The following is a 12,967-nucleotide window of genomic DNA, read 5'->3' on the forward strand; positions in this document are numbered from 1 at the left end:
CGATCTTTGCCTGCTGGCCCTGCTCGAAGGTTCCGCCGTGACTCACCTCAATCAGCCTGCTCCAACCGTTCCCGCCGTGCGCAGTATCCTTGCCGCGCTGATGATGGCGATCTTCCTGGGGGCCCTGGACCAGACCATTGTCGCCGTGTCCATGCCGGCCATTTCCGCGCAGTTCCATGACGTCAACCTGTTGGCCTGGGTGATCTCCGGCTACATGGTGGCGATGACGGTGGCCGTGCCGATCTACGGCAAGCTCGGCGACCTGTATGGGCGACGGCCAATGATGCTGATCGGCATGGGCGCGTTCACCCTGGCGTCGCTGTTCTGTGGCATGGCACAGAGCATGGAGCAATTGGTGCTGGCACGGATTCTCCAGGGCATCGGTGCTGGCGGGATGATCTCGGTCAGCCAGGCGATCATCGGCGACATCATCCCACCCCGTGAGCGTGGGCGTTACCAGGGTTACTTCAGCAGCATGTACGCGGTAGCCAGCGTGGCCGGGCCGGTGCTGGGCGGCTATATGACCGAGTACCTGTCGTGGCGCTGGGTGTTCCTGATCAACCTGCCGCTGGGCGCTGGCGCCTGGTACCTGGCCCATCGCACCCTGGTGGGGCTGCCGGTGCCGCAGCGCAAGCCGATCATTGATTACCTGGGCACCGTGCTGATGATCATCGGCCTGACTGCCTTGCTGCTGGGCGTCACGGAAATCGGCCAGGGCCATCATTGGCGTGACACTGAAGTGTTGGGGTTCCTCGCTTGCGCGTTGCTGGCGTTGAGCGTGTTTGTATGGCACGAACGCCGTGCCCGCGAACCGTTGCTGCCCATGCACCTGTTTGCCAACCGCAGCGCGGTGTTGTGCTGGTGCACGATTTTCGTCACCAGCTTCCAGGCGATTTCCCTGACCGTGCTGATGCCCCTGCGTTACCAGACCGTGACCGGCTCCGGCGCCGAAAGCGCCGCCCTGCACCTGCTGCCGCTGGCGATGGGTTTGCCGATGGGGGCTTATTTTGCCGGGCGCATGACCTCGGTGACCGGCCGCTATAAACCGATGATCCTCAGTGGCGCGTTATTGAGCCCGCTGGCGATTCTCGGCATGGCCTACAGCGCGCCCCAGGCGGTGGGGATCACCGCTGTGTTCATGCTGTTGTGCGGGATTGCCGCCGGTATGCAGTTCCCGACCTCGTTGGTAGGCACGCAGAATTCGGTGGAGCAACGGGACATCGGCGTCGCCACCAGCACCACCAACCTGTTCCGCTCCCTGGGCGGGGCCGTGGGGGTGGCGTGTATGTCGGCGCTGTTGCTGGCACTGTTGCAGGATTCCAGTTTTGTGCACTTGGGCAGCGGCGCGCTGGTGGGCGAAGGCAGTTCCGGCAACGTGCTGCTCGACGGCCTCAACGCTGCGTCCGGGCCGGCGCAGGATGCCTTGCGCGGCGAGTTGGCGGTGACATTCCGGCATTTGCTGATGGTGAGTGCGGCGGTGTCGCTGCTTGGGTTGGCGGCGGCGATAGCGATGCCGAACCGAGTGTTGCGCGGTCGTGAAGACAAGGCGCGTTAACTGGCACCCTGATAAACCGAATGTAGGAGATCGAAATGTGGGAGGGGGCAAGCCCCCTCCCACAGTTTGATTGCATTCCAATTTAGATCATGGGCTGTAGTAACCCACCGCCACCATGAAATGGCCGGCCTTGCGCAGGTACGCGTGTTTGTTCTCGACCTTGCCAGTCACCGGGTTTTTCCAGCGGTATTTGTATTCGCCCTGGTCCTGCTCGGCCATCAGCTTGAGGATCGGCTCGCCCACCGGTTTGCCGTCCGGGTCCTTGATCTTGCCGAAGTCGGTGTTGACCAATCGCAGGTTGGTGCCGTGGGCCACATAGCGATGGGTATCCAGGTCGACCACAAACACATAAAGGTCATCCTGCAGGAAACCGCCCTGCAAGGCGTTGATCGCTTTCAGCGTGGCGGTTTCATCCTTCATCAGCGCGTCCACCGCCTTGTTGCGCAGAGCCCGGGCCTGTTCCGGCGTGGCCCGTGGCAGGTAATAACCCACCGCCAGGATGCGTTGGCCCACTCGCTGATAAAACACATGCTTGTGTTCGACCTTGCCGTCATTCCAGTTCTGCCAGCGATAGTCGGCCTGCTGGATACCCTGGCCTTCGGGCACGCTGAGCGCTTGTTTGAACGAGGCTTGCAGGTCTGGCCCGAGCACCTCGGACACATCGCGACCGATCAGCGCGGAGGAGGGGCCGCCACTGGCGAGCAGCACGCCCTGGGTATCGACCACGAACACGTAGCGGTCCTGGTCGATGAATTCACCCTGGCGACTGAAGGCCGCAAGGGCCTTGTCGCCTTGCTTGTGGTAGTACGCCAAGGCCTTTTCCAGCAGGGCCTTGGCGGCTTGCGCGTCTGCTTCCTGAGCTGTTTGGGCATGCACCTGGCTGCCCCATAACAACAGCAGCAGCCAGGTGAGTCGGAGCAGTGTGTTCATGTACCCGTCCCTCGATCTTGTTGATGTGACAAGAGCGTAGACGGTCATCGCGCAATCAGAAGGGTTTAGTCGGCAGGTACTTGCCGTCCAGGGTGATGACTGCACGGGAGCCGCCGTCCGGGTCTTCGACTTTCTTGATGTCCAGCTTGAAATTGATGGCACTGATGATGCCGTCGCCGAATTGCTCATGCACCAGGGCCTTGAGGGTAGAACCGTAGACCTGCAGCATTTCGTAGAAACGGTACAGGGTCGGGTCGGTCGGTACACCGCTTGGGAAGCTACCGCGCAGCGGCACGCTTTGCAGCAGGCGGCTGGCGTCCTGGTCGAGGCCAAGTTTGTCGCACACGATGTCGGCCGCGTCCTTGGGTAGCGGGTGCTGGCCGAGCAGGGCAGCGGTGACGAACGCCAGGCTCAACCCGGTGCCGTCGGTGAGGTCCTGCCACGACAGGTTCTTGCGCGCCTTGAGGTCGATAACGGTGTCGGCCAGGGCCAGGCGCGGGGTTTGGGCGAATTGGGATTGCAACATGGTGATGTCCTCTTGGTTTAAGTCAGGTTCAGGCGGCGTGGGCGCAGGTGGCCGGATGGTCGAGCAGGGAGACGAAGCGCCCAGTGCGCCCGTCCAACGCGTCGATGCCGCCGGTTTCGATGTCGTATACCCAGCCGTGCAGGTTCATCCGGCCTTGTTCCATGGCCAGGGCGACGCTGGGGTGGGTCTTGAGATTAGCCAGTTGGGCGACCACGTTTTCGCGCACCAATGCATCCAGGCGTGCAGCGTCCGAGACGTGCTGGCGCGAAGCGTTGATCACCTTGGCCGACTCGGCATGGCGCAACCAGTTGGCAACGGCCGGCAAGTGGTCCAGGCATTTGCAGGTGGAAATCGCGGTCATTGCACCGCAGTCCGAATGCCCGCAGATCACAATGTCGCTGACGCCGAGTACTGCCACTGCATATTCAACCGTAGCCGACACGCCGCCCGGCTCTGGGCCATAGGACGGCACGATGTTGCCGGCATTGCGGATGACGAACAGATCACCGGGTTCCTGCTGGGTCAAAAGCTCCGGGACTACGCGGCTGTCGGAGCAGGACACGAACAAGGTGCCGGGGTTTTGTGTGGTTGCCAGGTGTTTGAACAGGTCGCTGCGTTGGGTAAAGGCTTCATTTTGAAATTTGCGAAAGCCGTCGATGAGATGCTGCATGGTGGTTCTCCTTGCGTCGCTGATGGAGCAAGGATGGAAGTTTTCGGCTATAGCGTCCAAGACCGGTTTATTATGCTTTCTATAAGTCATGCCTATAGTTGGAGCGTTGTCGATGCTGTTGCGCCATATCCGTTATTTGCTGGCCGTTGCCGAGCACCGCAATTTCACCCGCGCCGCCGAAGCGCTGCATGTGTCGCAGCCGACCTTGTCGCAACAGATCAAGCAACTTGAAGAAACTCTGGGCGCGCCACTGCTCGACCGTTCCGGGCGCAGCATCAGCCTGACCGATGCGGGGCAAGCCTACGTGCGTTTTGCCCGGCTGGCCTTGCAGGACCTACAGGCCGGCACCCGCGCCGTGCACGATGTGCAAGACCTCAGCCGCGGGCATTTGCGCCTGGCCATGACGCCGACCTTTACCGCCTACCTGATCGGCCCACTGCTGGCACGGTTCAATGCGCTGTACCCGGGCATCACCCTCAGCGTCGAGGAGTTGACCCAGGACCGTATCGAAGCGGCGCTGGGCGAAGACCTGCTGGATATTGGCATCGGGTTTACCGGCGAACACGGGCCGGATATCGAGTGTGAGGCGTTGTTTGTCGAAGAACTGAGTGTGGTCGTAGGTGCAGCACATCCCGAATTGAATCGTCTGGACTGGCTCGAGCAACCGCTGGTGCTGCTGAACACGGGCTTCGCCACCCGCCGCTACATCGATGATTACTGCCGTCAGCAAGGGGTGAAACCGCGCATCGCGATGGAGGCCAATTCCATCAGCGCGATTATCGAGATCGTACGCAGCACGCCATTGGCAACGATCCTGCCGCGAGCACTGGCCAAGGCCCAGGCGGGCCTGCACGCCGTGGCTATCGACCCACCGCTGCCGCAGCGTACTGCGGCATTGTTGAGTCGTAAGGGCGCTTATCGAAGTGCGGCGTGTGCGGCGTTTGTTGAGCTGATCAAGGCTTAGGTATCTACCCGATTATCATCCGGCCCGGCCTCGTTCATGGCGCCGCCAGCCACTGGCTGACAATCCCCGCATACCCACCGGTCGCCACACTCAAGTGCAACCACTGATCCACATAACTCTTCCAGGCCACATCATCGCGAGGCAACAGAAAGGCTTTTTCACTGTACTGCATCGGCTGCTCCGGATTAACCGCGCACAACCCAGGCTTGAGCTTCTGCTGGTAGCGTGCCTCGCTGGCGTCGGTGATCATCACATCGGCCTTACCCGCCAGTAACTCGTCGAAAATCGTCACATTGTCATGCAGGCGAATCTGCGCCTGGGCCAGATGGGCGCGTGCAAACACTTCATTGGTACCGCCTGCCGGCTCGATCACCCGCACCTGGGGCTGGTTGATCTGTTCGACCGTCTGGTAGCGCTGCACATCGGCGCAGCGCACCAGCGGGATCTTGCCGTCGACCCCGAGGGATTGGCTGAAGAAGGCTTTTTTCTGCCGCTCCAAAGACACGGAAATACCGCCCACGGCGATATCACAGCGTTGGGCGAGGAAGTCCGGCATCAGGGTTTTCCAGGTGGTGGGTACCCAGTTGACCTTGGCGTTGAGGCTCTTTGCCAGCGACTCGGCCATGGCGATGTCGATGCCTTCATAGCGGCCGTCTGCGCGCAGGGAGGTGTAGGGCTTGTAGTCGCCGGTGGTGCAAACGGTGAGGGTGCCGCGCTGGATCACATCGTCAAGGCGTGATGGGGTCGTGTCGGCCTGGGCGATGCTTGCCAGGCTTGCCAGTACACAGAGGGCCAGAGGAGCTTTCATGCAGTCGAGTCCTTGGGGCACGGTCGGGGGCGTTCATTATTTCCAGCGCCGGGCAGTGTGGCAAGGCGCTGAATGTTTAGCCGAACGGTAACCAAACTCCGTCAAGCCTGGATTTAATCGCGTATCCAGGCGTGTGACGCTCAGATGTCTCTATCACTGTGATTCGCGCATGCACGGTTGCCCCGTTACTCACACCGCGACATTGCCGTCAGCGCTTGCGTTCTGGGCCTTGTTCCATTGCCGACACGCACGCCCGCCAGATACCTCTCTCCTACGTTGATCTATTCCATGGATGGCGCGTCTGCGCGCATCTGCCTGACCCAAACGTATGAGAAATCCCCATGAGTGTTTTTGCCCACCTGCACGAAGCCCAGACGTTCCTTGAGCAGAACCCCGATATCGACATGTTCGAGCTGTTTATTCTCGACAACAACGGCGTACCGCGCGGCAAGTTGCTGCACCGCGACGAGCTGCTGGCGGTATACGAAAGTGGTCGGCCACTGCCCAGCACCATCCTCGGCCTGAGTATCAATGGTGATGACGTAGAAAACTCCGGGCTGGTGTGGGAAGTAGGCGATATCGACTGCCGTGCCTACCCGATCAGCGGCAGTTTGCAGCGCATGCCCTGGCGCTTGATCCCAACCGCTGCGGTGCAAGTCAGCATGCACCCCACCGAAGGTTTACCCGCCACTGTAGCCGACCCCCGGCATTTGCTGGCCAAGGTCATCGATGGGCTCAAGGCCGACGGTTATTACCCGGTGATGGCGGCGGAACTTGAGTTCTACCTGCTCGACCAGAAACCCGACAGCAACGGCCGCCCACAACCGGCGCGGGATGCGGACGGCAAGCGCCCACGCTCGACCCAGGTCTACGGCCTGCGCGAACTGGAGCAGATCGAGCCGTTTCTCGCCGACCTCTATAGCGCCTGCAAGCTGCAAGGGATCCCGGCGCGCACGGCCATCTCCGAATACGCCCCGGGCCAGGTGGAAATCACCCTCGAACATCGCACTGACGCCTTGCAGGCGATGGACGAAGCCGTGCGCTATAAACGGCTGGTCAAGGGCGTGGCCCACAAGCATGGGATGACTGCCTGTTTCATGGCCAAGCCGTTCGACGACCTGGCCGGCACCGGCATGCATATGCATGTCAGCCTGGCCGATGCCCAAGGCAATAACCTGTTCGCCAGCGAGGCTGGCGACGGCACGCCGCTGTTGCGCCAGGCAGTGGGCGGCATGCTCAGCACCTTACTTGATTCATTGCTGATGTTTTGCCCCAACGCCAACTCCTATCGGCGTTTCCAGGCCAACAGCTACGCGCCCCTGGCCGCCACCTGGGGCGTCGACAACCGCACCGTCAGCCTGCGCGTGCCCGGTGGCCCGGCCAACTCCCGGCATATCGAGCATCGTATCTGCGGCGCCGACGCCAACCCCTACCTGGCGGCTGCCGCAATCCTTGCCGGCATCCATCGAGGCATCCGCGAAAAACGCGACCCCGGCGCCCCGGTGGAAGGCAACGGCTACGCCCAGGCCAAGGAGTTGTTGCCTACCGACTGGCTGACCACCCTGCGCGCACTTGAAGGCTCAAGCTGGGCACGGGATGCGTTCGGCAGTGAATTCCTCGGCGTGTACCTGGCGGTCAAACGCGAGGAATACCGCCAGTTCATGGGCGAGGTCGGCGAGCAGGATTGGCGTTGGTACCTGCATCAGGCGTGACCGGTTTTACGGTGGTGGGGCTTTCGACCTTTTTTTCACGTTGTAGTGGTTAAGCTGCTGATCAAGGTCGTTCACTACCGTTTTACTCACATGAGCCCGTGATGTCGCCACAACCCCCATCCTCCATCGAGATCGAATTCACTGAGCGCTGTGACCGTGAGCATGCCAGGGTCTGCGGTGATCCGCGTCCGCCCAGGCTGTTGCAGCGCCTGGCCGCGTGGCGGGATGCGCGGCTGGTGCGTCATGCACTGAAGGTGGCAGGGGAGCCAGGGCTCATCCTTGACCTGGCGTGTGGTTCGGGGCGGTTCTGGCCGGTGTTGGCCGAGCACGTCAACCGGGTGATCCTGGCCTCGGACAATTCCCAGGCCATGCTCGACCACGCTCGCACTCATCATCCGGGAACGCTGCTCAAGCGTGTCAAAACGTTCCAGGGCTCGGCGTTTTCCATTGGCCTTTCGGCGAATGCGGTGGACTGCATTTTCTGCCTGGAATTGTTTCGTCATGTGCCCGGCAGCGATGTGCGATTAATGTTGTTGCGCGAGTTTCATCGCGTCAGCCGCGACACGGTGATCGTTTCCGTGAATGCAGGTACACCGGTAGAGGACGAGTTTCGTCAAGCGGGTTTCAAAATCCTGAATTACCAGGAGTTCCTGCCGGGCTCCACGCTGTGGTGTGTCTACGTTCTGCGTAAGAGAGGATAAATTCCATTCGTCGGAATATTCCTCATCTCCTGTCAGGCTTTTCATGATGGTATGTGCACTGCGGATGCTCGCAAGTCCCTTTCGCGATATATACTGCGCGCCATTCTTCAAGGGAGAGCCGTGTGGCCATCGATATTCACTGGATCTGCGACAACGATAGCCTCGGCCAGCATTGCGCCGAATGGCAGCAGTTGCCATTCGTCGCCCTCGACACCGAATTCATGCGGGTCGACACCTTTTATCCTATTGCCGGGCTGATCCAGATTGGTGATGGCGTACGCGCTTACCTGATCGACCCCCTGACCATCGACAATTGGCAACCCTTGGCCGCCTTGCTGGAAAACCCGGCAGTGATCAAGGTAGTGCACGCCTGCAGCGAAGACCTGGAAGTACTGTTGCGCCTGACCGGCAGCCTGCCGGTGCCATTGTTCGACACCCAATTGGCCGCGGCTTACCTCAACCTCGGTTTCTCCATGGGTTACTCGCGCCTGGTGCAAGCCGTGCTGGATATCGAGTTGCCCAAGGGCGAAACCCGCTCGGACTGGCTACAGCGGCCACTCTCCGAGACGCAAATAAGCTATGCCGCCGAAGACGCGGTGCACCTGGCTGAGGTTTACACCCGGCTTCGCCCGCAATTGTCAGACGACAAATACGCCTGGGTGCTTGAAGACGGTGCGGAGCTTGTTGCCAACCTGCGACGCGAAGTCGACCCCTACGAGGTGTACCGCGACGCCAAGCTGGCGTGGAAACTGTCCCGTGCCCAACTCGCCGTGCTGCGCGAGCTGTGCGCCTGGCGCGAGCAGCAGGCTCGTGCCCGTGACCTGCCGCGCAATCGCATCATTCGCGAACATTCGTTGTGGCCGTTGGCCAAATCCCAGCCGGATAACCTGGCGGCCCTGGGCAAGATCGAAGACATGCACCCGCGTACCGTGCGCCAGGATGGGCAGTTCCTGCTGGACCTGATCAAGCGTACCGGCAGCGTGCCGATGGACCAATGGCCTCCCGCTGTTGCCGAACCCTTGCCGGTAGATGCCGCCGCGCTGATCAAGCAACTGCGCGCTCTGGGCCAGACGTTCGCCGAGCGCCTGGACATGGCGCCGGAACTGATGCTGCGCAAGAAAACCCTCGAGGCCCTGGTCAAAAGCGGCTACCCCGATGGGCCTTACCAATTGCCAGACTCGCTGCGTGGCTGGCGCCGCGAGTTGATGGGCCAGGCGCTGCTCGACAGCCTGGCCAATGCCGGAGAACAGCCTTGAAACGTATTTGCTCGATCTATCGCAGCAAGAAAAAAGACGGCATGTACCTCTACGTGCTCAAAAGCGACGCCCTGGAGCGCGTGCCTGAACCCTTGATGGAGGCCTTCGGCAAGGCGCATCACGCGTTCGACATGGTGCTGACGCCGGAGCGCAAGCTGTCGCGCGAAGACATCGCGGTAGTGCTGGAAAACCTCGACAAGCAGGGCTACCACCTGCAAATGCCGCCGGCCGAGGATGAGTACATCGAGCACTTGCCCGAAGAGCTGCTGCGCCGCAACGACCCGATGTGATCGATCAGTGCCCGCATCAGGGCACAGGCTTGAATGGAATCGTATTAGAGGACGGTGGCCGTAAGGATGCGGGCGGCCGTCTGCACTGTTTTTTCAAAGGTTTGAACCATGCGTGTTCTGATTGCTGAACAGGATCACCCGCTCTACGCCCAATTGCTCAAGGAAGCGGCCCCAGACCTTGAAGTACTGACCAGCGGCGATTCGGCCGAACTCTCGCGCCTGGCCGCCGATTGCCCGGTATGGCTGGGCCAGCCCGATCTGTTGGCGACCCTGTTGCGCCAGGGCCATCACCCGCAATGGCTGCAATCGACCTGGGCCGGCATCACGCCGCTGCTGGCCGATGGCTTGCCCCGCGATTACCGCCTGACCCGCGCCGTCGGCATTTTTGGTCAAGTCATGGCCGAGTTCGTCCTCACCTACATGCTTGGCCACGAGCGTGAAGTGCTGGCGCGGTTGGTCAGCCAGGTCGAGCGCAAGTGGGACAACCGCATGGGCCAGAGCCTGGCGGGGCGCAAAGTGCTGATCGTCGGCACCGGCGATATTGGCCAGAGCGTGGCCGACTTCCTCGTGCCGTTTGGCGTCACGCTGTACGGCATCGCCCGCGTAGCCCGGGAACAAGCGCCGTTTCTCGAAGTGGCCGAACTCGACCAGTTGAGCCGCTTGGTGGGGGAGGTGGATTACGTGATCAACCTGTTGCCCAACACGCCGGACACCCACGACCTGTACGACGCCGCGCTGTTCAAGCAATTCAAGCCGACCGCGTTGTTTATCAACGTCGGGCGCGGCGTGGCGGTGGTGGACGCCGATCTGGTCGAAGCACTGAAGGAAGGGCACCTGGCCGGCGCGGTGATTGACGTGTGCCGCCAGGAGCCGTTGCCACAACGCCATCCCTTCTGGACGGCCTGGGGTTTGCTGTTGACCGGGCACAGCTCGGCGCCGACTTCGCCATCGATGATGGTGGCGTTGTTTGTGCAGAACGTGCGGGCGTATCAGGCCAAGCAAGCGTTGCGCGGTGAAGTGGATTTCGAGCGCGGGTACTGATCCTGGGCCATGCATAAATCTAAAATGTGGGAGGGGGCAAGCCCCCTCCCACATTGGATTTGCGCAGGGCTTACAGGCTGAAGTCACCTTCGGACACCAGCTCACTCAACGGCCGGCGTGGGCTCGGCGCTTCACGGCCTTGCAGATATTCCGGCAAGCTCGACTTGTCGCCCAGCTTGCCCACGGCCACGGCCGCATGCAGCGCATACCCCTGTGGAATCTTCAGCTCCTTGCGGGTCAGCTCCTGGTCAAACCCGGCCATGCCGTGGGTGTGCCAGCCGCTGAGGCTGGCTTGCAACGCCAGGTGGCCCCAGGCAGAACCGGTGTCGAAGGTATGCCACAGTGCCGGAGTTTCTTCCGTGGCGCCTGGCGCCGTGAAGTCGGTTTTCGAGGCGATGATCACCAAGGCCGACGCGTGTTGCGCCCAGCCGCGGTTGAATTCATTCAGCAAGCCCAGGAAGCGCTCCCAATCCGGCGTGTCCCGGCGTGCATAGAGAAACCGCCACGGCTGCGAATTGTAGGCCGAGGGCGCCCAGCGTGCGGCCTCGAAGAAACTCAGCAGGGTCTCTTGCGGGATGCTTTCGCCGGTAAAAGCGCGGGGCGACCAGCGCTCGGTGAACTGAGTGTGGATCGGGTAATCGGCAACGCGTGGGTTATCGCTCATGGGCAGATCCTGATGAAGAAACCGGGACTCAAAGCTACTGCGCCGCCCCCCAGCCTGACAAGCCTTGCAACACCGTCAGTCGTAAGCGCTTGGCCGCAACGGGCTTGGGCACTAGACTGGCGGCCTTTTCACCTTCCGATACTGATGTTGAGCCATGGCCGCCAAAGTCGAACCTTTCTGGATACGCAAAACCCTTGAGCACCTCGACCAGGAGGAGTGGGAGTCGTTGTGCGACGGCTGTGGCCTGTGCTGCCTGCAAAAGCTTGAGGATGAGGACGACAACAGCGTCTATTACACGCGCATCGCTTGCAAACTGCTCGACCTGAAAACCTGCCAGTGCACCGACTACCCCAACCGCCGGGCCTCGGTGCCGGACTGTATCCAGCTCACCCCGGGCCAGGCCGATCAATTCAAATGGCTGCCACCGACCTGCGGCTACCGCCTGGTCAGCGAGCGCAAGGATTTGCCGCTCTGGCACCACCTGGTCTGCGGCGACCGTGACGCAGTACACCACGAACGCATTTCCCAGTCCGGGCGCATGCTCAGCGAAGGCAGCGTGCCCGAGGACGACTGGGAGGATTACCTGATCTTCCGCGCAGGCTGAACAAAGGAGTGTGTATGAAGGTGGCAGCCAAGTTGGCAGCGGGCCTGATAGTACTGGCGCTGAGCGGGCCGGGCTGGTGCGCGAAAAAAGTCGACCTGGATTATCACGTCAAGCTGCTCCCCCAGAGCGACCAGGCCGAGGTGCGCGTCAGCCTGTCCCAAGGCTCGGCGGTGCGCAGCCTGGACTTCGACCTGGGCCGCGATGGTGACTACAGCGACTTCAAGGCCGACGGCCAATGGCAGGTCACGGGCAGCCGTGGCCTGTGGCATCCCAGCGCCGACAAAGCCAGCCTGACCTACCGGGTGCGCTTGTCCCATGCACGCAAACCTGGCGTTTATGATGCGCGTATTACCCCTGGCTGGGCGTTACTGCGCGGTGAAGACCTGGTGCCGGCTGCGCGCCTTGACCAGCAAGATGGCATTGAATTGGTCTCGCGCCTGATGTTTGAGCTGCCCACCGGCTGGAAGAGCGTCGAAACGGCCTGGCCACGCATTGGCAAGCATAAATTCCGTATCGACAACGTATCCCGCCTGTTCGACCGGCCCACCGGCTGGATGCTTGCCGGACACCTGGGCAGCCGCCGCCTGCGCCTGGGCGAAACCGAAGTCACCGTGGCCTCGCCCAAGGGGCAGGGCATGCGTCGCATGGATGTGCTGACCCTGCTGACATTCGTCTGGCCCCAAGTGGAAGCCGCGTTCCCGCGCCACCCCGCCAAATTGTTGATCGTCGGTGCCGGTGACCCCATGCGCCGTGGCGCTTATTCATCGCGCGATTCGATCTACATCAACAGTCGCACGCCACTGGTCAGCGAAAATGGCAGCAGCCCGTTGCTCCGCGAAGTGGTGCAGGCTATCGGGCGCTTTAACGACCACGACAGCAGTGACTGGATCAGCGAGGGTTTGGGGGAGTATTACGCGATTGAACTGGTGCGGCGTGCCGGTGGCCTCACCGATGAGCGCTACGCTGCGATCCAGGCACGGCTGGCCAAGGAGAGCAAGGCGGTCACCACCCTCAGGGGCGAGCAAATCGGTGCTGCGGGCATGGCGCGGGCGGTGCTGGTGTTGCAGGACCTGGACCGTGAGATCCGCGTGAAGACCCACAACAAGCGGTCCCTGGATGATCTGGCGCAGGCGGTGATGCGGGCGAACAGCATTAGTACCAAGGAGTTCGTGCAGTTGGCCGAGAGTGTGATCGGCGAGTCTTCAGTTGTTCTGGACAGCAAACTACTGCAGTGATCCCAAGCCAT

General features: G+C 61.6%; 14 protein-coding genes. 9 read left to right on the forward strand and 5 right to left on the reverse strand.

Going from position 1 to position 12,967, the window contains the following annotated elements; translation table 11 throughout:
- The first annotated feature begins 37 nt into the window (after positions 1 to 37).
- Positions 38 to 1,555: an MDR family MFS transporter gene (locus FRT59_RS04085; RefSeq protein WP_198809585.1), complete on the forward strand. Its 1,518-nt coding sequence runs from the start codon at positions 38 to 40 to the stop codon at positions 1,553 to 1,555.
- An 87-nt stretch (positions 1,556 to 1,642) separates the two neighbouring features.
- Here the strand turns inward: FRT59_RS04085 and FRT59_RS04090 are convergent, their stop codons facing one another.
- Genes FRT59_RS04090 through FRT59_RS04100 form a run of 3 tightly spaced genes read right to left on the reverse strand, consistent with a single transcriptional unit; the run spans position 1,643 to position 3,681 of the window.
- Positions 1,643 to 2,485 carry a cache domain-containing protein gene (locus FRT59_RS04090; RefSeq protein WP_153870461.1) on the reverse strand — a complete coding sequence of 281 codons (843 nt, stop codon included), beginning with the start codon at positions 2,483 to 2,485 and terminating at the stop codon, positions 1,643 to 1,645.
- 55 nt (positions 2,486 to 2,540) lie between these two features.
- Positions 2,541 to 3,011, reverse strand: coding sequence for a cyanase (cynS, locus tag FRT59_RS04095; protein WP_034118652.1), 471 nt, complete (start codon positions 3,009 to 3,011; stop codon positions 2,541 to 2,543).
- A gap of 28 nt (positions 3,012 to 3,039) precedes the next feature.
- Positions 3,040 to 3,681 carry a carbonic anhydrase gene (locus FRT59_RS04100; protein ID WP_034118653.1) on the reverse strand — a complete coding sequence of 214 codons (642 nt, stop codon included), beginning with the start codon at positions 3,679 to 3,681 and terminating at the stop codon, positions 3,040 to 3,042.
- A gap of 112 nt (positions 3,682 to 3,793) precedes the next feature.
- Here FRT59_RS04100 and cynR point away from each other — a divergent pair, with 112 nt between their 5' ends.
- The gene (gene cynR, locus FRT59_RS04105; RefSeq protein ID WP_153870462.1) at positions 3,794 to 4,645 is read left to right on the forward strand and encodes a transcriptional regulator CynR; all 852 of its coding nucleotides are present in this window, start codon (positions 3,794 to 3,796) and stop codon (positions 4,643 to 4,645) included.
- Between the two features lie 34 nt (positions 4,646 to 4,679).
- Here cynR and FRT59_RS04110 read toward each other — a convergent pair whose 3' ends face one another.
- Positions 4,680 to 5,453: a transporter substrate-binding domain-containing protein gene (locus FRT59_RS04110; RefSeq protein WP_153837715.1), complete on the reverse strand. Its 774-nt coding sequence runs from the start codon at positions 5,451 to 5,453 to the stop codon at positions 4,680 to 4,682.
- A gap of 341 nt (positions 5,454 to 5,794) precedes the next feature.
- Here FRT59_RS04110 and FRT59_RS04115 point away from each other — a divergent pair, with 341 nt between their 5' ends.
- The 5 genes from FRT59_RS04115 (at position 5,795) to FRT59_RS04135 (ending at position 10,453) form a co-directional block, all read left to right on the forward strand.
- The gene (locus FRT59_RS04115) at positions 5,795 to 7,165 is read left to right on the forward strand and encodes a glutamine synthetase family protein (protein WP_153870463.1); all 1,371 of its coding nucleotides are present in this window, start codon (positions 5,795 to 5,797) and stop codon (positions 7,163 to 7,165) included.
- A gap of 101 nt (positions 7,166 to 7,266) precedes the next feature.
- Complete coding sequence (locus tag FRT59_RS04120; RefSeq protein WP_034118657.1) at positions 7,267 to 7,866, forward strand: class I SAM-dependent methyltransferase; 600 nt, start codon at positions 7,267 to 7,269, stop codon at positions 7,864 to 7,866.
- Between the two features lie 122 nt (positions 7,867 to 7,988).
- A complete protein-coding gene (rnd, locus tag FRT59_RS04125) occupies positions 7,989 to 9,122 on the forward strand; it encodes a ribonuclease D (RefSeq protein WP_034118658.1) in 1,134 nt (377 codons plus the stop codon).
- Positions 9,119 to 9,412 carry a YcgL domain-containing protein gene (locus FRT59_RS04130; RefSeq protein ID WP_003189597.1) on the forward strand — a complete coding sequence of 98 codons (294 nt, stop codon included), beginning with the start codon at positions 9,119 to 9,121 and terminating at the stop codon, positions 9,410 to 9,412. Before rnd ends, FRT59_RS04130 begins: the two co-directional genes overlap by 4 nt.
- A gap of 108 nt (positions 9,413 to 9,520) precedes the next feature.
- On the forward strand, positions 9,521 to 10,453 hold the full coding sequence (locus FRT59_RS04135) for a D-2-hydroxyacid dehydrogenase (RefSeq protein ID WP_153870464.1): 933 nt from the start codon (positions 9,521 to 9,523) through the stop codon (positions 10,451 to 10,453).
- 70 nt (positions 10,454 to 10,523) lie between these two features.
- On the opposite strand, the gene FRT59_RS04140 is transcribed toward FRT59_RS04135, so the two are convergent.
- Positions 10,524 to 11,117 (reverse strand): nitroreductase family protein, encoded by a 594-nt coding sequence (locus FRT59_RS04140; protein ID WP_153837727.1) that lies wholly within the window; start codon positions 11,115 to 11,117, stop codon positions 10,524 to 10,526.
- Between the two features lie 154 nt (positions 11,118 to 11,271).
- Here FRT59_RS04140 and FRT59_RS04145 point away from each other — a divergent pair, with 154 nt between their 5' ends.
- Positions 11,272 to 11,721, forward strand: coding sequence for a YcgN family cysteine cluster protein (locus FRT59_RS04145; RefSeq protein ID WP_003172524.1), 450 nt, complete (start codon positions 11,272 to 11,274; stop codon positions 11,719 to 11,721).
- Between the two features lie 14 nt (positions 11,722 to 11,735).
- Positions 11,736 to 12,956: a hypothetical protein gene (locus FRT59_RS04150; RefSeq protein ID WP_153870465.1), complete on the forward strand. Its 1,221-nt coding sequence runs from the start codon at positions 11,736 to 11,738 to the stop codon at positions 12,954 to 12,956.
- Positions 12,957 to 12,967 lie beyond the last annotated feature (11 nt).

It is taken from the genome of Pseudomonas haemolytica (assembly GCF_009659625.1).
Classification (GTDB): Bacteria; Pseudomonadota; Gammaproteobacteria; order Pseudomonadales; family Pseudomonadaceae; genus Aquipseudomonas; species Aquipseudomonas haemolytica.

Coding starts and splice junctions, on each gene's coding strand:
- FRT59_RS04145 (WP_003172524.1), top strand. CDS start 11,272: ATGGCCGCCAAAGTCGAACCTTTCTGGATACGCAAAACCCTTGAGCAC.
- FRT59_RS04090 (WP_153870461.1), bottom strand. CDS start 2,485: ATGAACACACTGCTCCGACTCACCTGGCTGCTGCTGTTGTTATGGGGC.
- FRT59_RS04140 (WP_153837727.1), bottom strand. CDS start 11,117: ATGAGCGATAACCCACGCGTTGCCGATTACCCGATCCACACTCAGTTC.
- FRT59_RS04135 (WP_153870464.1), top strand. CDS start 9,521: ATGCGTGTTCTGATTGCTGAACAGGATCACCCGCTCTACGCCCAATTG.
- cynR (WP_153870462.1), top strand. CDS start 3,794: ATGCTGTTGCGCCATATCCGTTATTTGCTGGCCGTTGCCGAGCACCGC.
- FRT59_RS04150 (WP_153870465.1), top strand. CDS start 11,736: ATGAAGGTGGCAGCCAAGTTGGCAGCGGGCCTGATAGTACTGGCGCTG.
- FRT59_RS04110 (WP_153837715.1), bottom strand. CDS start 5,453: ATGAAAGCTCCTCTGGCCCTCTGTGTACTGGCAAGCCTGGCAAGCATC.
- FRT59_RS04115 (WP_153870463.1), top strand. CDS start 5,795: ATGAGTGTTTTTGCCCACCTGCACGAAGCCCAGACGTTCCTTGAGCAG.
- cynS (WP_034118652.1), bottom strand. CDS start 3,011: ATGTTGCAATCCCAATTCGCCCAAACCCCGCGCCTGGCCCTGGCCGAC.
- FRT59_RS04120 (WP_034118657.1), top strand. CDS start 7,267: ATGTCGCCACAACCCCCATCCTCCATCGAGATCGAATTCACTGAGCGC.
- FRT59_RS04100 (WP_034118653.1), bottom strand. CDS start 3,681: ATGCAGCATCTCATCGACGGCTTTCGCAAATTTCAAAATGAAGCCTTT.